General features: G+C 31.3%; 23 protein-coding genes and 1 riboswitch. Of the genes, 4 read left to right on the top strand and 19 right to left on the bottom strand.

What is annotated here, in order from left to right; genetic code table 11:
- Positions 1-11 precede the first annotated feature (11 nt).
- The 6 genes from NST35_RS03970 to NST35_RS03945 form a co-directional block, all read right to left on the bottom strand.
- Positions 12-530 (bottom strand): PH domain-containing protein, encoded by a 519-nt coding sequence (locus tag NST35_RS03970; protein WP_340747259.1) that lies wholly within the window; start codon positions 528-530, stop codon positions 12-14.
- Entirely contained in the window at positions 517-2,022 is a 1,506-nt protein-coding gene (locus tag NST35_RS03965) for a PH domain-containing protein (RefSeq protein ID WP_002458694.1), read from the bottom strand. Before NST35_RS03965 ends, NST35_RS03970 begins: the two co-directional genes overlap by 14 nt.
- A complete protein-coding gene (locus NST35_RS03960; RefSeq protein WP_002458695.1) occupies positions 2,015-2,494 on the bottom strand; it encodes a PH domain-containing protein in 480 nt (159 codons plus the stop codon). Before NST35_RS03960 ends, NST35_RS03965 begins: the two co-directional genes overlap by 8 nt.
- Before the next feature lie 253 nt (positions 2,495-2,747).
- Positions 2,748-4,277, bottom strand: a complete 1,530-nt coding sequence (gene cshA / locus NST35_RS03955) for a degradosome RNA helicase CshA (RefSeq protein ID WP_340747258.1) — start codon at positions 4,275-4,277, stop codon at positions 2,748-2,750.
- A 296-nt stretch (positions 4,278-4,573) separates the two neighbouring features.
- A complete protein-coding gene (locus NST35_RS03950) occupies positions 4,574-5,929 on the bottom strand; it encodes a UDP-N-acetylmuramoyl-tripeptide--D-alanyl-D-alanine ligase (RefSeq protein WP_002458697.1) in 1,356 nt (451 codons plus the stop codon).
- Positions 5,930-5,931: 2 nt separating this feature from the next.
- Complete coding sequence (locus tag NST35_RS03945; RefSeq protein ID WP_340747257.1) at positions 5,932-7,014, bottom strand: D-alanine--D-alanine ligase; 1,083 nt, start codon at positions 7,012-7,014, stop codon at positions 5,932-5,934.
- 390 nt (positions 7,015-7,404) lie between these two features.
- Between NST35_RS03945 and NST35_RS03940 the strand changes: the two genes are divergently transcribed.
- Positions 7,405-8,616: an FtsW/RodA/SpoVE family cell cycle protein gene (locus NST35_RS03940; protein WP_002458699.1), complete on the top strand. Its 1,212-nt coding sequence runs from the start codon at positions 7,405-7,407 to the stop codon at positions 8,614-8,616.
- Between the two features lie 98 nt (positions 8,617-8,714).
- On the opposite strand, the gene NST35_RS03935 is transcribed toward NST35_RS03940, so the two are convergent.
- The 3 genes from NST35_RS03935 to csoR form a co-directional block, all read right to left on the bottom strand.
- Positions 8,715-8,852 (bottom strand): Lmo0850 family protein, encoded by a 138-nt coding sequence (locus NST35_RS03935; RefSeq protein ID WP_001829949.1) that lies wholly within the window; start codon positions 8,850-8,852, stop codon positions 8,715-8,717.
- 142 nt (positions 8,853-8,994) lie between these two features.
- Positions 8,995-9,198 (bottom strand): putative copper chaperone CsoZ, encoded by a 204-nt coding sequence (gene csoZ, locus NST35_RS03930; RefSeq protein WP_002495676.1) that lies wholly within the window; start codon positions 9,196-9,198, stop codon positions 8,995-8,997.
- Positions 9,199-9,210: 12 nt separating this feature from the next.
- Positions 9,211-9,504: a copper-sensing transcriptional repressor CsoR gene (gene csoR / locus NST35_RS03925; RefSeq protein WP_002458700.1), complete on the bottom strand. Its 294-nt coding sequence runs from the start codon at positions 9,502-9,504 to the stop codon at positions 9,211-9,213.
- Positions 9,505-9,677: 173 nt separating this feature from the next.
- On the opposite strand from csoR, the gene cls reads away from it, so the two are divergent.
- Both cls and NST35_RS03915 read left to right on the top strand, forming a co-directional pair.
- Positions 9,678-11,162 carry a cardiolipin synthase gene (cls, locus tag NST35_RS03920; RefSeq protein WP_002458701.1) on the top strand — a complete coding sequence of 495 codons (1,485 nt, stop codon included), beginning with the start codon at positions 9,678-9,680 and terminating at the stop codon, positions 11,160-11,162.
- 181 nt (positions 11,163-11,343) lie between these two features.
- The gene (locus NST35_RS03915; protein WP_002458702.1) at positions 11,344-11,997 is read left to right on the top strand and encodes an HD domain-containing protein; all 654 of its coding nucleotides are present in this window, start codon (positions 11,344-11,346) and stop codon (positions 11,995-11,997) included.
- A 106-nt stretch (positions 11,998-12,103) separates the two neighbouring features.
- Here NST35_RS03915 and yidC read toward each other — a convergent pair whose 3' ends face one another.
- From yidC to NST35_RS03880, 7 genes are all read right to left on the bottom strand, one after another.
- Positions 12,104-12,976 (bottom strand): membrane protein insertase YidC, encoded by an 873-nt coding sequence (gene yidC, locus NST35_RS03910; protein ID WP_002458703.1) that lies wholly within the window; start codon positions 12,974-12,976, stop codon positions 12,104-12,106.
- 88 nt (positions 12,977-13,064) lie between these two features.
- The gene (gene thiE, locus NST35_RS03905; RefSeq protein ID WP_002458704.1) at positions 13,065-13,703 is read right to left on the bottom strand and encodes a thiamine phosphate synthase; all 639 of its coding nucleotides are present in this window, start codon (positions 13,701-13,703) and stop codon (positions 13,065-13,067) included.
- A 5-nt stretch (positions 13,704-13,708) separates the two neighbouring features.
- Positions 13,709-14,497 (bottom strand): hydroxyethylthiazole kinase, encoded by a 789-nt coding sequence (thiM, locus tag NST35_RS03900; protein WP_020363517.1) that lies wholly within the window; start codon positions 14,495-14,497, stop codon positions 13,709-13,711.
- On the bottom strand, positions 14,490-15,311 hold the full coding sequence (gene thiD / locus NST35_RS03895; RefSeq protein WP_002458705.1) for a bifunctional hydroxymethylpyrimidine kinase/phosphomethylpyrimidine kinase: 822 nt from the start codon (positions 15,309-15,311) through the stop codon (positions 14,490-14,492). The genes thiM and thiD overlap by 8 nt, the downstream gene beginning before the upstream one ends.
- Positions 15,304-15,993 carry a thiaminase II gene (tenA, locus tag NST35_RS03890; protein ID WP_002447775.1) on the bottom strand — a complete coding sequence of 230 codons (690 nt, stop codon included), beginning with the start codon at positions 15,991-15,993 and terminating at the stop codon, positions 15,304-15,306. Before tenA ends, thiD begins: the two co-directional genes overlap by 8 nt.
- A 71-nt stretch (positions 15,994-16,064) precedes the next feature.
- A riboswitch (TPP riboswitch) is annotated at positions 16,065-16,163 on the bottom strand.
- A 113-nt stretch (positions 16,164-16,276) separates the two neighbouring features.
- Positions 16,277-16,936: a transglycosylase family protein gene (locus tag NST35_RS03885; protein WP_002447776.1), complete on the bottom strand. Its 660-nt coding sequence runs from the start codon at positions 16,934-16,936 to the stop codon at positions 16,277-16,279.
- 387 nt (positions 16,937-17,323) lie between these two features.
- A complete protein-coding gene (locus NST35_RS03880; protein ID WP_002447777.1) occupies positions 17,324-17,719 on the bottom strand; it encodes a single-stranded DNA-binding protein in 396 nt (131 codons plus the stop codon).
- Positions 17,720-17,909: 190 nt separating this feature from the next.
- On the opposite strand from NST35_RS03880, the gene NST35_RS03875 reads away from it, so the two are divergent.
- Entirely contained in the window at positions 17,910-18,350 is a 441-nt protein-coding gene (locus NST35_RS03875; protein ID WP_002458706.1) for a YwpF-like family protein, read from the top strand.
- A 317-nt stretch (positions 18,351-18,667) separates the two neighbouring features.
- Here NST35_RS03875 and fabZ read toward each other — a convergent pair whose 3' ends face one another.
- From fabZ to NST35_RS03860, 3 genes are all read right to left on the bottom strand, one after another.
- Positions 18,668-19,105, bottom strand: a complete 438-nt coding sequence (gene fabZ / locus NST35_RS03870; RefSeq protein WP_002458707.1) for a 3-hydroxyacyl-ACP dehydratase FabZ — start codon at positions 19,103-19,105, stop codon at positions 18,668-18,670.
- A gap of 33 nt (positions 19,106-19,138) precedes the next feature.
- On the bottom strand, positions 19,139-20,404 hold the full coding sequence (gene murA, locus NST35_RS03865) for a UDP-N-acetylglucosamine 1-carboxyvinyltransferase (protein WP_002458708.1): 1,266 nt from the start codon (positions 20,402-20,404) through the stop codon (positions 19,139-19,141).
- Positions 20,405-20,513: 109 nt separating this feature from the next.
- Positions 20,514-20,747 carry a DUF1146 family protein gene (locus NST35_RS03860; RefSeq protein WP_002495678.1) on the bottom strand — a complete coding sequence of 78 codons (234 nt, stop codon included), beginning with the start codon at positions 20,745-20,747 and terminating at the stop codon, positions 20,514-20,516.
- Positions 20,748-20,874: the final 127 nt, after the last annotated feature.

The raw sequence follows: 20,874 nt of genomic DNA, 5'->3' as shown, positions 1-20,874 counted from the left end.
ATAATCTTTTATCAAGTCTCTAATATATCATCGTTTAATTTTTCTGATGAAGCTACATTTGTCGTTATTGATTTTTGTTGTTTAATTTGTTTTTTTAATCTTTGTGCTTCTCGAATATCTATCAATGCTATTTCAGAATTCCCCCCAGCAGTTGATAAAGACAGCGAAGCGAGTTGGAACTTTCTCATGATAAATCCCTCAACAATATCTATATTTTGTATTCTAAAGTATGGGATGACGTGCACATCTATAAAAATGATACCTTCTCTAATATGTATTTCTTTATCATCTAAAAAATATCTAAGATGTTTAAACTTAAACCAAGGCACTAGAATCATGAATAAAATACAAACTATTGTAGTTAAAATTATTGCTCCAATTATTAAATTTTTAGTATTAATAAAATGGAATTTTAATTCATTAAGCAATATTAAAATAGACAATGCTATCACTAGTAAAAGTGTCCAAAAAGCACCACTAATTCTCATTACTTTAATACCATTTGGTTGCATATATTTATAAGACTTCATGAGTATCACCTTTCATGTACCAATTTTTGAGTTTAAGAACATTATCTACTTCACTAAACTTCAAGCCAATATTTTGCCTACTACTACCTTTAGCAATAACAAATTGAAAATTTGCGAGTTGGTTTCTTTCAAGAAAGGGATGTTGACTAATAGCCATTCCTAAGACTTTTTCTTTTTTAACATAAAATCTCTTAATATTTAATATAGACGCTTTTTGTACAACTAGCTCTGATTCGCTAAAAGAAAAACCACTAAAACGTGTATAAAGTATAGCGTAAACAAAAAATAATGAGATTGGTAATAAAGCTATAATTAAAGACCATAAAGACCACATATACCATCCAATAATGCCCATACCAATAAGACACAAGGAAGGAATTAAAAAGTGACGATGAAATCCTTTTAAAGGCATACCAATTTTAGCATGATTAAATGTCATCTCAGGAACTAAAGGCCTAATCACTTTATATGCCTCTTTTCTTGGAATAAACGGTAAAATCATAATTCTTCCGTCATTATCAGTGGGTTCCCCTTCAGTGGCATCTATATCGCTTGTAATATAGAAATGTATAGATGTATAACCAAATAATTTTCGTATAAAAGATTGATGTTCAAGTACACCTTGCAGTCGGTCAGTTGGTACAGTGATATTTTTCTTCGTAAATAATCCATATTGAATTTTAAGTTGATGATTTTCTTGAATAACTCGATATCCATAAAACTTAATTAAGTACATGACAGTTCCGATTATATAACTTAATAATAACACTAGTATGACAATAAAAATGACAATGAAATATATCGTTTTAAATACTGAAGATATTTCTTCACCAAATTTATCCCATGGAATAACACTTGAGAGACTGCCAATAATAGGGGATAGCGTCACAAAAGCAAGCGCTATAGCTCCACTTGTCATAGACATAAATAATAGTTGCTTAAAAGGCATTTTAAATATGGCATATTGGGGCTTAGCATGTTGCTGATATGTCTGAGTATGGTTCTCTTCATTTAACTCTTTAGCTTCTTGATTTACCTGGTTATTCATGCGTTCTTGAATAGATTGCAATTCTTGTTCAATAACTTCACTTTGCTTTTTTGAAATTGTCCCTAACTCTATGCCATCACTAGGTGTTTTAATGATGAGTTCAACACCGCCAACAATCTGATTAATCAAACCTTGAGACGTATCTGCAGATTGTATGCGACTAATATTAAGTTCTTTTCGTTCCTTATTAAAAACACCAGTAGTTAATATAAAATGATCCTCTTCAATCCAATATCGTGTATTATAAACCTTAATAATATTATGAATGAAGCCGATAGAAAATATCAAAGTCATTATACCTGGAATAATATAAGACGAAAAATCATCATATTTAAAATCTTTTATATTAAATAAAAAGATGATAATTACAATGAAATTTGATTTAATCACACTAATCAAGCCATCAATATAAGAAATTGGATGTAGCTTTTGCGGACTATACATCGTCATTGGCACCTCTCAATCTCAATAGTATTTGTTGTTGAATATTTTGTGCTTCTTTCTTAGATATTATTGGAAATGAGATTGTATGACCTGCAGTAAATAAAGTTACAGAATTAAGATTTAATTTTTTTGATAACGGATTGGTTCCAATATCAATAAATTGTATTCTCTCTATTTTGCTTAATTCTTCTTTCTTAAAAATAAATAATCTTTTTAAAATGACAAAGTCTTCGTGAATTTTATAATAACGATATCTATATTTAATTAGTGGAGATATACAAGTGTTTAAAATCGATAACAAACCTAGCCCAAGAAAGATGTATGATGTAAAAGGCCACCAATGATTTAAAAAACTAAAATACAAAAGTAAACTGAATATTATAAGCAAAATAAATAAACCTATACAACTAGTGATGTAATAGTACTTTAGCGCTTGGATTGGACTTCTATGAAACGTACTATCATTTTTCATAAATGTACTCCTTTTCAAGATTTACCCACATTATAGCATAGTGATAATAAAGTCTAAAAAATAACAGTGTCCAATATTTTCAATGTATTATTTATTAAAAAATAATTTATTTCCATGCGAAAATGAAAAAATTCATATCGACACGTCACACCTAATATATAATAAGATTTATGCTCAATACATATGTACTTTTTAATCCGTATAAATAAAAATGCCTGAGACAAAAAATATTATCTCAGGCTAGTTAATTAATTTATTTTTGGTGATCTGCAAATGTGCGACCTTTTAGTGATTGATTACCACTTTTTTGTTGCTTATCTCTACGGTCAAATTTCTTTGAATTTTTCTTTTTACTTGATTGACCTTTAGAACCTTTTGATCGTCTATTTTTATTATCAAACTTACCATTACCACGTTTATGATTACTTCTTCTAAAACCGCCTTTACTACTGCGATTTTTACGTGCTAACGGTTTTTCAAATGTTAATTGTACTTCCACTTCATCGTTAGCTTCTACAAGTTCTTGAAGTAAAGAGGCTACTAATTCTGTACTATCATATTCTTTAAGTAATTCACTTGATATTCTTTGTAAACGCGGCTCGTTCTCTCTTGACATCCAGTTTTGAACTCTTTCTTTAATATCATCTTCACGCGCTTTAAGCACCTCTTTACGATGTGGAGGTCTTAATGCTTTCATTCGACGATTATTGACATCTTCAATTTGTCGAATATAATCCATCTCAATTGGATTTACAAAAGTAACTGCAACACCTTCTTTTCCTGCTCGACCGGTACGTCCAATACGGTGAGTATAACTTTCTGTATCTTGAGGGATATCAAAATTATAAACATGACTCACACCAGAAATATCAAGACCACGTGCAGCAACATCTGTAGCAACTAAAATATCTATTTGATCGTTCTTAAATTTCTTCAATACTTCTAGACGTTTCGCTTGGGTAATATCGCCATGTAAACCTTCTGCTTTGTATCCTTTAGATAATAGCGCGCTTGTTAATTCGTCTACGCGGCGTTTAGTACGACCAAAGACAATCGCCAATTCAGGCTGATGAACATCTAAAAAGTTTGTAAATGTATCAAATTTCTCTAATTCTTTAACGATTGTATAATATTCATCAATTTGAGGATCTGACATTTCATTATTCATTGTCTTAATTATTTTAGGAGCTTTCATAAACTGCTGTACCAATTCTTGGATTGCTTTTGGCATCGTAGCTGAAAATAACATAGTTTGACGTTGCTCAGCTGGAATTTTATCCATAATAAATCTCATATCATCGATGAATCCCATATTCATCATTTCATCTGCTTCATCTAAAATAAGCGTGTGAATTCCCTGAGTTTTAAGTGTACGACGATTAAGATGATCAATAACTCTTCCTGGCGTACCTACTACAATTTGAGGGCCTTTTTTTAATGCTTTAATCTGTCTTTCAATAGGCATACCGCCAAAGACTGTAACAACTTGTACTTTTTGACCTTTACTGAACTCTCTTAATTGCTCAGCTACTTGCATAGCAAGCTCTCTCGTTGGCGCAAGAATTAATGATTGAACACCCTGTTGGCCTACAACTTTCTCAATTAAAGGTATACCAAATGCCCCTGTTTTCCCAGTACCAGTTTGGGCTTGTCCAAGGATGTCATCTCCTTCTAACGCGTAAGGGATGCTATCTTTTTGGATATGTGTCGGTTCTTTAAACCCCATTGCTTCCAATGTTTGAACCGTTTTATCCGAAATCCCTAGTTCTTTAAAATTTTGCAAAATAATTCTCCTTTTACGTGTATATTTCTTAATATGCTTTTTTACATATATGGTCACTTATGTTTTATCAACTTCTATATAGTACCACCTTAAAAATATTATAGCAATAAAGCAATTTCACACATTTACTGTTTTCAATGTAATTCATTAAACAATTTAACTTTCAAAAAGGTCGTGCAATATGTAATGTAAGCGTTTTGCATGATTTACTAAAAAAAATAAAAGCATGCTGAAAGTAACATCCAAATTAATTTACAGATGCTCATTCATTGCATGCTTTAAAATTAGATTTTATATTACAACAATGCGTCAACAACTTCCTCAAGCTTCATACCCCGTGAACCTTTAACTAAGACTTTGTCCTCTGGTTTAACTTGAGATATTAACGTCTGAATTAACTGTTCTTTTTGATCAAAGTGTTTTGCTTCTTTAACAAAAATTTTACCACTATCATGGATATAACTGGCTTCTTTACCAAATGTATATAAAACATCTATATTTTTATCTTTCAAATATTCACCAACTTGTTTGTGCATCACTTGACTATTAGGTCCTAATTCAAGTACATCTGCTAATATTAAAATTTTTCGACCTTTCATGACACTTAATGTATCAATGGCAGCTTTCATACTTGTTGGACTTGCATTATATGCGTCATTAATTACTGTTACATTATTTGATGATTCATGTCTTTCCATTCTCATAGCAGTTAATTGCACATTGTGAATATTATTTTGAATTATTGTTTCATTTAAGCCTAATTCATGTCCAATAGCAATTGCAATAGCAGCGTTTTTCATATTATGCGTGCCCAAAATTGGTAAATGATAGTGTTCTTTTTGATTGATAGTAAAATGAATACCTTCGTTTTTCACATCGTTCATATGACAAGTATATGTATTGTCTGAATTTAATCCAATGCTGATTAATTTCGCATCTTTAACTTGAGTAACATGAGGTTTTAATAAAGGTTCATCTCCGTCATAAATAAATATACCATTTGTTTTGAGACCAGTTGTTATTTCAAATTTAGCTTTTGCAATACCTTCTCGCGATCCTAAATCTTGCATATGTGACTCACCAATGTTTGTGATGACAGCTATATCAGGTTGTGCGATGTTAGATAACAACTCTATTTGATGAAAACCTGACATTCCCATTTCTAGAATAGAAATTTCTGTGTCTTCATCAAGTTCTAGTAAAGTCAACGGCATTCCAATTTCATTATTATAATTTCCTTGTGTTTTCTTAACTTTAAATTCAGTTGATAATACACTTTCAATCATGTCTTTTGTGGTTGTTTTTCCATTAGAACCAGTGACCGCTATCACCTTAGGATTTACATGATTTAGATATGCTTTTGCCAATTGCTGTAAGGCTATTAAAGTATCTTCTACCCAAATAATAGGACCTTGGATCTCTTCAGAATACCTATTCTCTTTTTCACTAAAAACAGCTCCAGCACCATCGTTCAACGCTTGTGTAATAAAACGATGACCATCAACATTCTCGCCTTTAAACGGTATAAATAACGACCCTTCATTGATTTCCCGTGAATCAATTGAAACCCCATTTATTGTTTCTTTTAAATGTTTTTCATCAATTTCACAATCTATCCAGTTTTTAATTTGCTCTAATGTGACGTTTATCATAACTAAAACCTCGAATAATCAATTTTATATTTATTTTTCTTTTTATCTTCATAACGTTCTTTAGCCAAATCAATCAATTTAGCAATTAAATCAGGGTAAGATAAGCCCATATTTTTCCATAAGTTTGGATACATACTATATGCAGTAAATCCTGGCATGGCATTTGTTTCATTGATATAAATTTGATTATCATCAGTAACAAAGAAATCTGCACGAACTAATCCCGAACAATCAGTAGCTTTAAAGGCCTCTAATGCCATGTTTCTTAATGTCATTTGAACATCTTGATCTAAATCTGCTGGAATATCTAATTTAATCTTACCGTCTTTATACTTTGATTTATAATCATAAAATGCTACATCCTTAACAACCTCACCAGGCCATGTTGTTTCAGGATAATCGTTACCTAAGACAGCTACTTCAATCTCTCTAGCATTAATCCCTTGTTCAATGACAAGTTTACGATCAAATTGGAATGCTTCAGCTATCCCAGATTTTAATTCTTCTTCATTGTTACATTTACTTATACCAACACTTGAACCGAGATTAGCAGGTTTTACAAATACCGGATATGTTAACTTATCATTAACTAATTTAATGATATTATTTTCATATTTTTCATACTCACTTCTTAAAAAGCTAATATAAGGTAATTGAGGTAAACCTCTATGCTCAAATAATTGTTTCATCACGAGTTTGTCCATTGAGCTTGAAGCAGCTAACACACCATTACCTACATATGGTATATCCAGTACTTCAAAAAGACCTTGGATAGTTCCATCTTCTCCATTTGGACCATGCAATAACGGGAACACTGCATCATATGATCTTCCTAAACTACCTTTACTGAGTAATTGTGAGATTTCTCCAGTTTCTACATCGTTAATGACGAGTTCGTCAGTATTTTTTATTTCTTGTGTAATATTATCTTTTTTCTTCCATTCACCATCGTTTGTTATATAAATGATATCAACTTGATATCGTTCTTTATCAATTGCGTTTAAAACATTTTGTGCAGTTAAAATTGAAACATCGTGTTCTGCACTTTTACCTCCAAAAACGATACAAATATTTTCTTTTGTCATTTCGTTTTCCTCCATTACAATTACAGTTCTTTTAGCCTTTTTCTTTGACGTAATTGTTTAATTGATCTTTTTATTTGCTACTTTAAGTTCATAACGACTTCTGAAACTTAATATTATCATATTTTGAAATTCAATTGCATTTGATAATCTAAATATAGAACTAAATTTTAGTGACAATTTGGGTCAATATACATATTTTTATTATGACTATTGCATATTAAAAGTTAAAAAGGTGCTATCATTCTTTGATATTCTAGCAAATTTAAAAGAAGTCATGTAAAATTAATATATATTTGATTAGAAAATATGAATGAATACCGATAATTAAAATATTGTAAAAGTATCTACAGCAATTTTGAAAAGTGATCCATATACATAAAGGAGTAAGCAATGAATTATTCTTCTCGTCAACAACCTAAACGAAACTGGTTACGTAAAGTCGACTGGATACTCGTACTAGTTATATCGCTATTAGCATTAACAAGTGTTATTTTAATCAGTTCCGCTATGGGTGGCGGACAATATAGTGCAAATTTCAGTATTAGACAAATCATTTATTATATTTTCGGAGCTATTATTGCACTTTTAATTATGATAATTTCACCGAAGAAAATTAAAAGTAATACTTATATTTTATATAGTATATTTTGCGTTCTATTAATAGGATTACTTATTTTACCTGAAACTTCAATCACCCCAATTATTAATGGTGCTAAAAGTTGGTACAGTTTCGGTCCTATAAGCATCCAACCTTCCGAATTCATGAAAATTATACTTATACTTGCTTTAGCTAAAACGATATCTAAACATAACCAATTTACATTTAATAAGTCTTTTCAGTCTGATTTAATGTTATTTTTTAAAATTATAGGTGTATCCATTATACCTATGGCATTAATTCTATTGCAAAATGACTTAGGTACTACTTTGGTGTTATGTGCAATTATAGCTGGTGTCATGTTAGTAAGTGGAATAACATGGAGAATATTAGCCCCTCTTTTTATTGTTGCATTTGTAAGTGGCTCTAGTATTATATTAGCTATCATTTATAAACCATCCTTAATAGAGAGCCTATTAGGAATAAAAATGTATCAAATGGGACGTATCAATTCTTGGTTAGATCCCTATTCATACAGTAGTGGGGATGGATATCACTTAACAGAATCTTTAAAAGCTATTGGTTCTGGTCAATTATTAGGTAAAGGTTATAACCATGGCGAAGTTTATATTCCTGAGAATCATACCGACTTTATTTTTTCAGTGATTGGCGAAGAAATGGGCTTTATAGGTTCAGTATTATTGATATTACTTTTCTTATTCTTAATATTCCACCTTATACGATTAGCTAGTAAAATTGATAATCAGTTTAACAAAGTATTTATCATAGGATATGTATCGTTGATTGTCTTTCACGTGTTACAAAATATCGGCATGACGGTTCAATTACTACCTATTACAGGTATACCACTTCCGTTTATTAGTTACGGCGGAAGTTCTTTATGGAGTTTAATGACTGGTATAGGAGTAGTTCTTTCAATTTATTATCATGAACCTCAACGATATCAAATACCCGCATTATCAAAAAAATCTAATACAATTTAACCTTTATAAAAAGAGAGACACTATTCACAGTGAACAGTGTCTCTCTTTTTATATTAATTTAGATAATCAATACATAAAATATTATATTATTATGCAAATCATTTTAATTCATGACTTACTTGATTAGATGTAGGCAAAGTATTAATAATATCTAAACGAGACTTAGTTTTCTTAATATTCACACCCAATGATGATAATAATTTGACTACATTTTGAATCTTATCCTGATTCTTCACAATTATCACCTCGTTAGAAATAGCTTCATTTCCATCATACCCTAATTACTTCTACTTTACTACATCATTCAAGAAATATTTTTAAATATTTCTAAAAGCTATAATAATTCAAAGAAAAAACGAATTAAACACAATCCTTTAATTATAAAATACGAAATCCGCAATCGTAAATTTCTTTTTCAATGTTATTTAAATTTGCGGGAGTGTCAAATTCTACTCGAATCTCATTCATTTGGTAATCGATATCCACACTATTGATGCCTATCATCTTAGATAAATGATCTTTGAGCTGTTTCTCTTGTTCAGTTGTTTTAATACCTGAAACATGTATCAATCCTTTTTTCAATTTCATACCCTCTTAATCTTTTATTAATTTTTGGAATGTCACGAGCAATTCATCCATTGCTTCTTCTTGCGCACCGTCGTTTATTTTTTCCATAATACAACCCTTCATGTGATGATCTAGTAATTTAATAGCTACACTATTCAATGCTGAACGTGTTGCTCTAATTTGAGTTAGTACATCATCACAGTAAACATCGTCATCAATCATACGATTGATTGCTCTTACTTGACCTTCTATTCTATTTAATCTTGATTTTAAATTTGTTTTTATTTGCTCTGAGTGATGTGCACTCTCCATGTCTGCCATAAAGTCACCTCTATTCATATTATATCGTATTATTCATAAATTCACTCGTCAATGATTCAGTTAATTAAATATTATCTCACCATGATATTCGTATTTCTTCATGCTATAATTATATTTAAAAATCACTGAAATGAAAACTGAGTGAGAATAAACAATCATAAAGGAGGTAACCTATGATAGAAGTCTTTACTATGGCACTTCATCAATCTAATATTATAATTAATATTTTATTAGTTAGTGCCTTTTTATTAAATTTAGTTTTTGCATTCATTATTATCTTCATGGAGAGGCGTACAGCAAATTCTATATGGGCGTGGTTATTGGTTTTAGTTTTTTTACCTTTAGTAGGATTCATATTGTATTTATTATTAGGTCGCCAAATACAGAGAGAACATATATTTAAACTCGCCAAAGAGGATAAAGTTGGTCTTGAAATGATTGTTGACGAGCAATTAGAGGCTTTGAAAAAGCAAGACTTTTCTAAGGGTAATCATCAAATTGTTAAATTTAAAGAAATGGTACAAATGTTACTTTATAATAATGCTGCTTTTTTAACAACTGATAATGATTTAACAATTTATACAGATGGTCATCAGAAATTCGATGATTTAATTAATGATATTAGACACGCACAATCATATATTCACATCCAATACTACATTATTCATAGTGATAATCTCGGAAAGCAGTTGTTACATGAACTAGAAAAAAAAGCTGAAGAAGGTATAGAAGTTAAAATGCTTTACGATGATATGGGCTCAAGAGATTTACGAAAGAAGGACTTAAAAAAATTTCGTCAAAGAGGCGGCCATGCTGAATCTTTCTTCCCATCAAAATTACCACTTATTAATTTAAGAATGAATAATAGAAATCACAGAAAAATAGTAGTCATTGACGGTACGATTGGATATGTTGGTGGTTTTAATGTAGGAGATGAATATTTAGGTAAATCTAAGAAATTTGGTTATTGGAGGGACACACACTTACGTATTAAAGGTGACGCGGTAAATGCCCTTCAACTCAGATTCATCTTAGATTGGAACTCACAATCAACTCGTGACAATTTAACTTATGAATCTCGATATTTTCCTGATGTTGACTCTGGTGGTACGATAGGCATACAAATTGCTTCAAGTGGGCCTGATGAAGATTGGGAACAAATTAAATATGGTTATTTAAAAATGATTTCTTCAGCTAAGGAATCTATATACATTCAATCACCATACTTCATTCCCGATCAAGCTTTTTTAGATTCGATTAAGATTGCAGCGCTTGGTGGTGTGGATGTTAACATCATGGTTCCTAACAAACGTGACCATCCCTTTGTTTATTGGGCTACGCTTAAAAACGTAGCGTCTTTACTTGAAGCTGGCGTAAATGTCTATCATTATGATAATGGTTTTCTACATTCAAAAACACTTGTCATTGATGATGAGGTAGCAAGTGTAGGAACTGCCAATATGGATAATCGAAGCTTTACATTAAATTTTGAGGTCAATGCTTTTATTTATGATGAAGGTGTAGCGCGATCATTAAAACAAGCTTTCATTAATGATATGAAATTATCTAACAAGCTCACTTCTGAAGCATATGCTAAACGAAATTTACTAGTTAAATTCAAAGAAGGGATTTCACAACTACTTTCTCCAATTTTATAGAAATTTGCAAGAAGTGAGCGCTTAACGACAGGTTCACTTCTTCATTTATATCTTCTTTAATGTAACAAAATATGTAGTATCATTAATTAAACCATTATAATGATGTCAAAGATATTATTAAATACTAAATGTTAAAAAATGAAATACTTTGATACTTTTAAATTAAGTAAGGAGTCTATCTATGAACTCAAGAATGAAGATTAAAAACGCTTATGAATATATGAAAAGTTTCCATCAACATGATACTACTGGTCATGATATTGCACATGTGGAACGTGTCTATAACAACGCTTGTTATATCGCTAAACAAGAAAATATAACAGATACATTCGTTATAGAACTATCATCTTTATTGCATGATACTGTTGATAGTAAATTAACTGATGAAATTTTAGCATATAATCAGCTTAAACAGTTCTTATCTACTCTAGATTTAAGCAATGAAATATCACAACAAGTCCTCTACATTATTAAACATATGAGCTATCGAGCTGGTAAAAATAATCACGTTAAACTTTCGATAGATGGTGAAATCGTTAGAGATGCTGATCGCCTAGATGCCATAGGAGCAATCGGCATTGCTAGAACATTCCAATTTTCAGGACACTTTGGTGAACCTATGTGGACTGAAACGAAGTTTTCAAATGAAGCGTTACATACGTCTCATATTGAAGAGTTAGACAATTCAGCAATAAAACATTTTTATGAAAAATTATTTAAATTAAAAGATTTAATGCACACACCTACTGCAAAAAAACTTGCAGAAGAAAGACATCAATTTATGATTCAATTTCTCAAACAATTTATGTCAGAGTGGAATTTTAATAAAGAGTAAATTCAAATAAGAGATAAATTGTTAATTCATGTTTTAACCACAATCATTAGTATCTACCACATAAAAAATACCTGAGACAACGATTGGTGTCTCAGGTTATTGTTTATTATTTTTTATTCTTTTTTGATACTACTTGAGTATTTTTCCCTTTTTTCTTTGAAGAAGGATTATGTTCTCTTTCATACTTTTCAATAAAAGGTTGAACTTCTTTTTTAGCAAGTTTAGAGTAATAAATATTAGCAAAATGCGTTTGAATTACTAAGAATAATGCACTGACAGACCAGTATAAACCTAAAGCTGATGATGCTTGTAAAGAAATCCAAATAATCATTATTGGAGAAATAACCATCATCATATAACCCATCTGACGTTGCTCTTGAGGCATCGTTTTGCTTGAAACTACAGCTTGAATAAAGTATAGCACACCGGCAATAACTGTAATCCAAATGTCAGGTTTAGTTAAATTAAACCATAAGAAATGCGGATGTTCAGATAAACCATTTACAAGTTTATCTTTTAATACAAAGTATAATCCCATAATAATTGGCATTTGAATAAGTATAGGTAAACATCCTAACATGCTCTTCATAGGGTTCATATCATATTTTTTATAAACTTCCATAAGTTCTTGGTTTGCAGCCATTTTTTCTTCTTGTGTACGCGCACGTTTAACCTTTTCTTGAATGCCATCTACTTCAGGTTTAGCCACTTTCATTTTCTCACGCATCATGTGGCTATTTTTATAGTTAGATAACATAAATGGTAACAAGATTAAACGAATGAAAAGAACTAATACAATAATTGCTAGTCCAAAATTATTATGAAAAACATCATTTCCTAACCACTGTAAGAGATGTTTCATAGGTTGAACAAAAGTATTAAAGAAAAATCCATCTTGCTTCTCAGGTGTAGAGTAATCACAACCTGCTAGAAAAATCATTATTCCCAAAAACAAAGGTAGTAACGCTTTTTTCTTCATTTTTCCACCTCTAATGTTATATTCACATAGAGTATATTTTATCATACTAATACAATAGTAGAAAACAAAAAGTAGAAAAAATAGAGATTTAGGTGAAATATCTTAAGAAGTATTTAACCGTTTTGTCTATATTGGTACTACGTGTAATTGCTGAGATGACAGAAATACCATCTGCACCTTCGTCAACAATAGGCTGCACGTTAGTTTCATTAATACCTCCAATGGCAACTATAGGAACATCATGAATATATAATCTTAATTGAGATATCATAGATGGCCCAACAGGTTTACTAGCGTCATCTTTTGATGATGTTGTATACATTGGACCTACTCCAATATAATCAACTTTAGACAAATCAGATTGTTGATACTCTTTCAAATTCCCTACACTTAAACCTATAATCTTATTTTTAAATTGGCTTGCAAATTGTTGAATTTCCATATCATCTTGACCTACATGAATGCCATCAGCATTAATCTCTTGGGCTAATTGAACATCATCATTAACTATCATAGGTACGTGATATGAATGACATAATTGTTTAAGTTTTAAGGCTAGCTGTTTTTTCTTTTCTCCTTTTAGTGCATTAGGGCCTTTTTCACGAAATTGATACAATGTGATTCCAGCTTCTAATGCCTCTTTGAGAACTTGCTCAATTGATTTATTTTTAGGTATATCTTGTGTTCCGCAAATAAAATAGACTGATAATTGTTTTGAATCAAACATCATATTTATATCTCTACCTTTTTTACTTGATTTTTATAAGCAATATCATTCATTTGATAAAGTTGATCTAGTAGTTCAGATAGAAAAGTACCAGGTCCATTTACATGAAGTGCTTGTTCAGCAAATTCTGCTGCGATGTTGTAGACACTTACCGCTTCAACTAATAAATCAATTGAAGGTTGAGTATTTCTAAACAAGAAACTTGCTAATACACCACCTAACAAGCATCCAGCCCCTGTAATTTTAGTAAGAAGCGGAGAACCATTAGATAATTTAATTATTTTCTCATTTTTTGCAATAATATCATCTTCCCCAGTAATGACAATAGCAGTGTTTAAAGTATTTGCCGCTTTTTTTGCAATATTTACTGAATCTAATTCGCTATCACTGTCAGTACCTTTCATAGTTGTATTAAAATCAATTAATGTCAATATTTCTGATGCATTGCCTTTTATAACTGTGACATTAACTTCATCAAGAAAACGTTGACAAAAATTTTTACGATATGTAGATGCACCAACTGCCACTGGATCAAAAACTATTGGTGTACCTTGCTGATTAGCAATTTTACCTATTTTGATAATATCTTCCTCATTTTCACGTGTGAGTGTACCGATATTAATTAAAAGCGCACTAGCCATTCGAGTAAAATCTTCAGCTTCTTCTGGTGCCTCACTCATTGCGGGACTAGCACCTAAACTTAGTAAACCATTCGCAGTAAAGTTTTTCACAACATCATTGGTATAGCAAATTACGAGTGGATTTTCTGAACGTAATCGTTCTAAATTATTCATCATCTAAACCTACTTTCTTCATATAAGCAAAATGATTTACAGGTCCTCTTCCCCTGCCAATTTCTGGGGTATGTTCAATACTTAATGAAATAAACTCTTTTGCTTTTTTTACTGCATCATTTATGGAACGACCTTTAGCTAATTCTGCTGTAATGACTGCTGAAAAAGTACAACCAGTTCCATGCGTATGTTTAGTATCAAAGCGTCTGTTCTCAAATGTATACGTTTCATTCTTAGTGAAAAGAAAATCTTTAGCATTATTTAAATCGGCTGAATGTCCACCCTTAATTACAACGCCCTTACTACCAATTTCATTAATAAAGATTTGACCTGCTTTACGTATACTTTCTTCATCGTTAATTTTAATACCAGTAATTTCTTCAGCTTCAGGTATATTCGGAGTGACAACATCAGCCAAAGGTAATAATGTTGATTGCAAATGATTTTTAGTATTGTCATCCATCAATGAATCACCACTTTTGGCAAGCATAACTGGATCAATCACATAAGGAATATTGGAATGTTCCTTTAAGTAACTTTGAATCAACTCCATCGTTTCTTTTGTTGCAATCATACCCGTTTTGATAGCTTGTGGTAATTCATCATCAAACACACTATCAAGTTGTTCCTTTACCCATGAAGTTTCTAAATTATGAATATGTTGAACTCCTAGAGTATTTTGAGCAACGATACTTGTTATAGTGGCCATACCATAAACGCCACACGCGTGAAATGATTTTAAATCCGCCATAACACCTGCCCCACCGGTGGGGTCTGTGCCTGCTATTGTTAGTGCAATTTTAGGTTTATGCATTATTATCTCCCCTATATTCCCATTTTTCATTAATATATGCCATATTGAAGAAATGTCTCTCATGAATAGTACTTTGCAAGAAATTTTCTTTAATTTCATTTTTTTCAGTCTCACTACAATGTTTAGTTAAACGGTCCATCAATTGATCGAACACATCAACAAGTTCGTCCATTTCAGTACTATAAAATTGGAACCATTTAGAAGTCACTGATTCTTTATTTAATTTTGGATCTTCCATCGCACGTTTACCAATGACAGCGTAAACGTATGGACATGGTGCCATCGCTGCAATCGTGAAGGCTGCATTTTCACGTGCAAATGCATTGAAGTACATGTGTTTAATATAATGATCACCACTTGGTGGCCATACTTTTTCTTTTACTATTTCTTCATATGGTTCATTAATGAAATCAGCTAGAACCTCATGCGCTTCAACTTCTCCTTCTAACATAAATTCAATTTGTTCTACTAGAAATTTAACATCATCCATGGAACTCATTTTGGGTATGAGCATTGCATAAATATTTGTAAACTCTTTTAAATAAGAAGCGTCTGCTCTTAAGTATTGTCTTACAGCTTGATTAGATAACTTACCTGCTAATAAATCTTGAATAAAACCATCATTGTAAATGTCATCAATAATAGGTTTTGATGCTTCCCTCAACTCTTTTGAAAATGTCATAATTAGCCTCCTCAAAAAATAAAACTACTTCCCAACGAGGAAAGTAGTTAGACCAAGACATCTTAATGACGAATAGTTAATAACTACTTTCCTACGTTGGTATTAACCAAATCAGGTTATAAGGGTCTGAATACATTCATCTCAGCCTTTTGGCTCCCCTAGTAGTAAATAATATATGATTCATTATCAACCATAGCAAACGATTACATGTAAATCAAATAAGTCGTATAATAAAAAACCATCTTCTCAAATTCGAGAAGATGGTACATACTTCATATTTTAATTAAGCAGTTACCCAATGACCTGGGCCACCAGTATTATATAATTTTACTGCTGCTTTGTCTTGTACGCTTTCTGGAGCTTTTGCAGGTGATACACCTTTATATTGACTTGGAGCAACAGAATCCCAAGTTGATTGTAAGAATTGATATTTACCTGCTGCACCTGAAGATGGGTTTATTGCATGAATATCGCCACCTGATTCACGTTGAGCAATTTGTTGTAAATGTGAATTTACATTTACTGATGAACCACTTGAAGCTTTACTTGAAGAGGTTTGACTTGCAGATGTTGATTTTGTTTGTGGTTGCGCTGTTTGCTCATTTTGTGGTGCTGATACTTGTACAGGTTGTTGTTGTGTTGCTACTTGAGATTGGCTTGGTTGAACAGGTTGCGTAGCATTGTTTGTTGATTCATAACTCCAACTCCAAGTAGAACCATCAGATTCAAAATGATAAGAATTGCCATTGTAATCAAAATTAATGTTATAAGCACCTTCTTGAACAGGGCTTTCATTTAGTGATTGATCATTAGTTAACGCTTTTTGAGCTAATTCTGCTTTATCAACATTTGTAGTCTCACTTGCATGTGCGTCATGTCCTGCGTTGCCTGCTACAACGCCTAGTCCTATAGCTAATGATGATGCAACTAATGTTTTTTTCATTATTAAAAATCCTCCTAAAAGTGATTTGTTTTCTTAATTTGTTTACGTAACCTACTGTAACATCTATAAAAATCGTGCAGGTTACACTGAAATAAAAATAAACGCCATTTTTTTACACTGCAATTACATTAAATAGTATACTAATTCTAATGAATAACCGTAATGATTCCTATCATGATAGTTTTTTTGAGTCACATTATCACAATATCGTTGTAATATAAATGAAATTTATCAGATAATTATCAAAATTATAGGCCTTTGATATGTATTTAAAGCGACCTTTAATTAATGTTTTATGATTAACAAAGGCCGCTCGAGTATAATTGAAAGAAAGGATAAATTAATTTATTAAATATAGGATGGAGTTTTAAAGGAAAAGTTAGTTGTTTAAATATGAATTATTTCTAAATCATCAGGTTGATAAGTGTTGTTTTCAAATTGATTATCAGAGGGAGTTTCATTGTTTTTATTTTTTGGGGACATGAATTTAATTGTTTCAACGTATAATTCTGTAACAAAATGTGTTTGGCCTTCTTTTTCATATTTTCTTGAACGCATTTGCCCAGTTATACCTACTAAAGTACCTTGACTAGTGTACTTTTCAATATTAGTGGCAGTTTTACCGAAAGCTTTACAAAGCAAATAATCTGAAGAAATTTCGTTATTATCATCTTTGTAGTTTCTTTCTGTAGCAACGCAAAATGTTGCTATTTTGTTATCCTCCTTTTCATATATTTGAGCATCTTTCGTCATTCTACCAACAATGACTATTTTATTTAACATGTGTCACCTCCTTCTTATGCTCTAATCATAACTGAGCTTAGTTCACTGGTCAAAACCACAATTTTATTGAAATTGTTAGTAAATGATGATGAGATTTTGATATATTTAAAGAAAATATTGAAGTATTATATCTAAATCTGACATAAATTTATATTTTTGTATGAATAAAAAAATTTGGAGAAGTGATATTATGAAAACTTTTAAGGCAGTAAGATTTCAAATTGTGAATGAACATGGTGCTATATCCGAATACGCCATTGAAGATGGTGTGATTATAAATAAAGAGGGAAGTGGCACTGGGTGGTTACTAGAAATAGTTATTTCAAATGAACACTATGAAACATTTAATCAATATAAGGAAAACAAACAACTTTTAGATATTAGAGTAGTTATTACAAGACCTGCTAACGATCCAGCGTTATTTAATGCAACAGTTAAAAGCGTTAAAAATTTTAAATATTCAATGTCAGTCGTTTTAGAATGTCACATCTACACTTTGAGACAAGAATACGCTGAGAGTTTATTAGAAGAATTAGTTGATGAAGGACTTACTGGTGAAAAGTTAAAAAAAACATTTAATCGTATGATGCAATCAAAACCTAAGTTGAAAGATGAGAAAATCGAAAGATAAACACATAGGGTAATTATAAAACATTTAATTTTCATATATTTAAATCATATACAAATTTAAATGTTGAACATAAATAAAGCCTAGAACATGAATTAACCATTGTTCCAGGCTCTATACGAACACTAATTACTATATTAAAAAGCACTACTATTGATACTTATATTTTCAGACGAGACCTGACTTAGAGCATTTCAACCAGAAATTCAATAGACATGAAAAGTTAGGTCAATAATCTGTGCAACTTTCTTTAAATATGTTTTTACTATTTTATTATCACAATACGAATTATTTTACCTTAAGAGTTTAATTATCTAAGGTTAAGCATCTTGAATAGCAAAAGTAAGTTCACAGCTACAAGCAAGTTGGCCATCAACAGTCGCTTTAGCCGAACCTTTACCTATAGGGCCTTTTATTTTAGTTATTTCAACTTCCAACTTTAATGTATCTCCAGGTACGACTTGTTTTTTGAAGCGACACTTATCAATGCCTGCAAATAATGCTATTTTTCCTTTATTTTCTTCGCTATTTAACATAGCTACTGCACCAGTTTGCGCTAAAGCCTCCGTTATGAGAACACCAGGCATCACAGCGTAATTAGGGAAATGTCCCTGGAAAAATGGTTCATTACCCGATACTTGCTTTAGTCCTACACATCTTTTACCTTCATCATATTCTACAATTTTATCTATTAGTAAAAAAGGTTGTCTGTGTGGGATAATTTGTTTAATTTGATTATAATCAAAAATCGTTTCCATTTTTAAAACCTCCGTGCTTAAGCTGTAATAATATTATTGATTAACTCGTTCTATGTTTGCACCTAGACTTTTTAGTTTTCCATGCAAATTGACGTATCCTCTATCAAGATGCTTTAACTCAGTCACTTGCGTAGTTCCCTCGGCAACTAAACCAGCTAAGATTAAGGCTGCAGCAGCTCTTAAATCCGTGGCTTTAACTTGAGCACCTTGTAAATGGCTTTTTCCTTCAATTTTAGCACTTCTTCCTTCAACACTTATATTCGCATTCATTCTTCTAAATTCTGCAACATGCATAAATCTATTTTCAAAAACTGTCTCAGTAATCACTTTGTGTCCATTTGCTGTTAATAATAAAGCCATCATTTGAGATTGCATATCAGTTGGGAAACCTGGGTGAGGTAAAGTTTTTACATCTACTGGATTTAAATCTCCATTTGCTGTAACTCTTATACCTTCTTCATTATATTCAAGATCTACCCCCATCTCTTCAAGCTTATATATTAAACTAGCCATATGTTCTTTAATTGCACCACGTACAAATATGTCACCACGAGTTATTGCACCTGCGATAAGTAGCGTTCCAGCTTCAATTCTATCTGGTATAATTGCATGTTCAACACCGTAAAGTTTTTCAACACCATGTATCGTAATGGTATCAGTACCAGCACCTGTGATTTTACCGCCCATTTCATTAATATAATTAGCTAAATCAACAATTTCAGGTTCTTTAGCGACATTCTCAATGATAGATTTTCCTGATGCCAAGGACGCTGCCATAATAATATTTTGAGTTGCACCTACACTCGGAAAATCTAAATGGATATGTGCTCCCTTTAATCCATCTTTAGCATTTGCATAAATATTTCCATTTTCTAAATGAATGTCTGCACCTAAAGCTTCAAATCCTTTAATGTGCTGCTCAATAGGACGTGTTCCAATCGCACATCCTCCTGGCAAAGCAACAATAGCATGCCCTAATCGAGCGAGTAATGGTCCCATAACCAAGATGCTTGCTCGCATTTTACTCACATATTCATAAGGGGCTTCTTCATTTAAAGTTTTAGTTGCATCAACTTTAACTGCATTTTTATCTTTATCATACTCTACATTTGCATTGAGTGTAGATAATACATTATTGATTGTTTCAACATCACTTAACTCTGGGACATTAACTAGTTTACTTTGTCCTTCTGAAGCAAGTAATGACGCTGTAAGTACAGGTAATACAGCATTTTTAGCTCCTTCAACATTTACTTCACCTGTTAAACGATTTCCACCATTTATTACTATTTTATCCATCTTTAATCCTCCACTTAAAACTCTAATCAGTTATTCATTTCCCAACATTATAATTAAATATTCGTCATATGATCACATTTAACCTATAAATTAAATAACAATTACAAAGTTATTTTATCAAGTATTTCACTTGAGTTGAATATTGCAATAAATCAACTATAAAGTTACTGACTGCCGTACCCAGTAAAATAGAAATAAAAATCATACAAACTTGAACTTGTAATGGGTAGCCCTTTTTAAAAAGTTGATCTAATTTTATGGAATTTAAAGCCCAATAAGCTACGCAAATACAAACAACATGTAAGATTAAATGTACAATTGCGAACTGACCAAGATAATCCATATTAAGCTCCTTCGTAAGATTACTGTATAACATTGTACACGAAAAGAGGCAATAAAGATACTTATAAAAATGGATATTAGTTTTTAATATTTTAGAATTTAAAAAAAGGTTCGATAGTCATTAAAAT

This window comes from Staphylococcus sp. FSL W8-0304, from assembly GCF_038006565.1.
In the GTDB taxonomy this organism is placed as follows: Bacteria; Bacillota; Bacilli; order Staphylococcales; family Staphylococcaceae; genus Staphylococcus; species Staphylococcus epidermidis.
This window is presented reverse-complemented; position numbering and strand designations above follow the sequence as displayed.

What these genes read in the sequence shown, in the direction of transcription:
- NST35_RS03970 (WP_340747259.1), bottom strand. Translation starts at nt 530, where the DNA reads ATGAAGTCTTATAAATATATGCAACCAAATGGTATTAAAGTAATGAGA.
- thiE (WP_002458704.1), bottom strand. Translation starts at nt 13,703, where the DNA reads ATGTTTGATTCAAAACAATTATCAGTCTATTTTATTTGCGGAACACAA.
- NST35_RS03950 (WP_002458697.1), bottom strand. Translation starts at nt 5,929, where the DNA reads ATGATAAACGTCACATTAGAGCAAATTAAAAACTGGATAGATTGTGAA.
- NST35_RS03940 (WP_002458699.1), top strand. Translation starts at nt 7,405, where the DNA reads ATGAATTATTCTTCTCGTCAACAACCTAAACGAAACTGGTTACGTAAA.
- NST35_RS03915 (WP_002458702.1), top strand. Translation starts at nt 11,344, where the DNA reads ATGAACTCAAGAATGAAGATTAAAAACGCTTATGAATATATGAAAAGT.
- NST35_RS03875 (WP_002458706.1), top strand. Translation starts at nt 17,910, where the DNA reads ATGAAAACTTTTAAGGCAGTAAGATTTCAAATTGTGAATGAACATGGT.
- csoR (WP_002458700.1), bottom strand. Translation starts at nt 9,504, where the DNA reads ATGGCAGACATGGAGAGTGCACATCACTCAGAGCAAATAAAAACAAAT.
- NST35_RS03860 (WP_002495678.1), bottom strand. Translation starts at nt 20,747, where the DNA reads ATGGATTATCTTGGTCAGTTCGCAATTGTACATTTAATCTTACATGTT.
- cls (WP_002458701.1), top strand. Translation starts at nt 9,678, where the DNA reads ATGATAGAAGTCTTTACTATGGCACTTCATCAATCTAATATTATAATT.
- murA (WP_002458708.1), bottom strand. Translation starts at nt 20,404, where the DNA reads ATGGATAAAATAGTAATAAATGGTGGAAATCGTTTAACAGGTGAAGTA.
- NST35_RS03965 (WP_002458694.1), bottom strand. Translation starts at nt 2,022, where the DNA reads ATGTATAGTCCGCAAAAGCTACATCCAATTTCTTATATTGATGGCTTG.
- NST35_RS03960 (WP_002458695.1), bottom strand. Translation starts at nt 2,494, where the DNA reads ATGAAAAATGATAGTACGTTTCATAGAAGTCCAATCCAAGCGCTAAAG.
- yidC (WP_002458703.1), bottom strand. Translation starts at nt 12,976, where the DNA reads ATGAAGAAAAAAGCGTTACTACCTTTGTTTTTGGGAATAATGATTTTT.
- NST35_RS03885 (WP_002447776.1), bottom strand. Translation starts at nt 16,936, where the DNA reads ATGAAAAAAACATTAGTTGCATCATCATTAGCTATAGGACTAGGCGTT.
- NST35_RS03945 (WP_340747257.1), bottom strand. Translation starts at nt 7,014, where the DNA reads ATGACAAAAGAAAATATTTGTATCGTTTTTGGAGGTAAAAGTGCAGAA.
- fabZ (WP_002458707.1), bottom strand. Translation starts at nt 19,105, where the DNA reads ATGGAAACGATTTTTGATTATAATCAAATTAAACAAATTATCCCACAC.
- NST35_RS03880 (WP_002447777.1), bottom strand. Translation starts at nt 17,719, where the DNA reads ATGTTAAATAAAATAGTCATTGTTGGTAGAATGACGAAAGATGCTCAA.
- thiD (WP_002458705.1), bottom strand. Translation starts at nt 15,311, where the DNA reads ATGCATAAACCTAAAATTGCACTAACAATAGCAGGCACAGACCCCACC.
- thiM (WP_020363517.1), bottom strand. Translation starts at nt 14,497, where the DNA reads ATGAATAATTTAGAACGATTACGTTCAGAAAATCCACTCGTAATTTGC.
- tenA (WP_002447775.1), bottom strand. Translation starts at nt 15,993, where the DNA reads ATGACATTTTCAAAAGAGTTGAGGGAAGCATCAAAACCTATTATTGAT.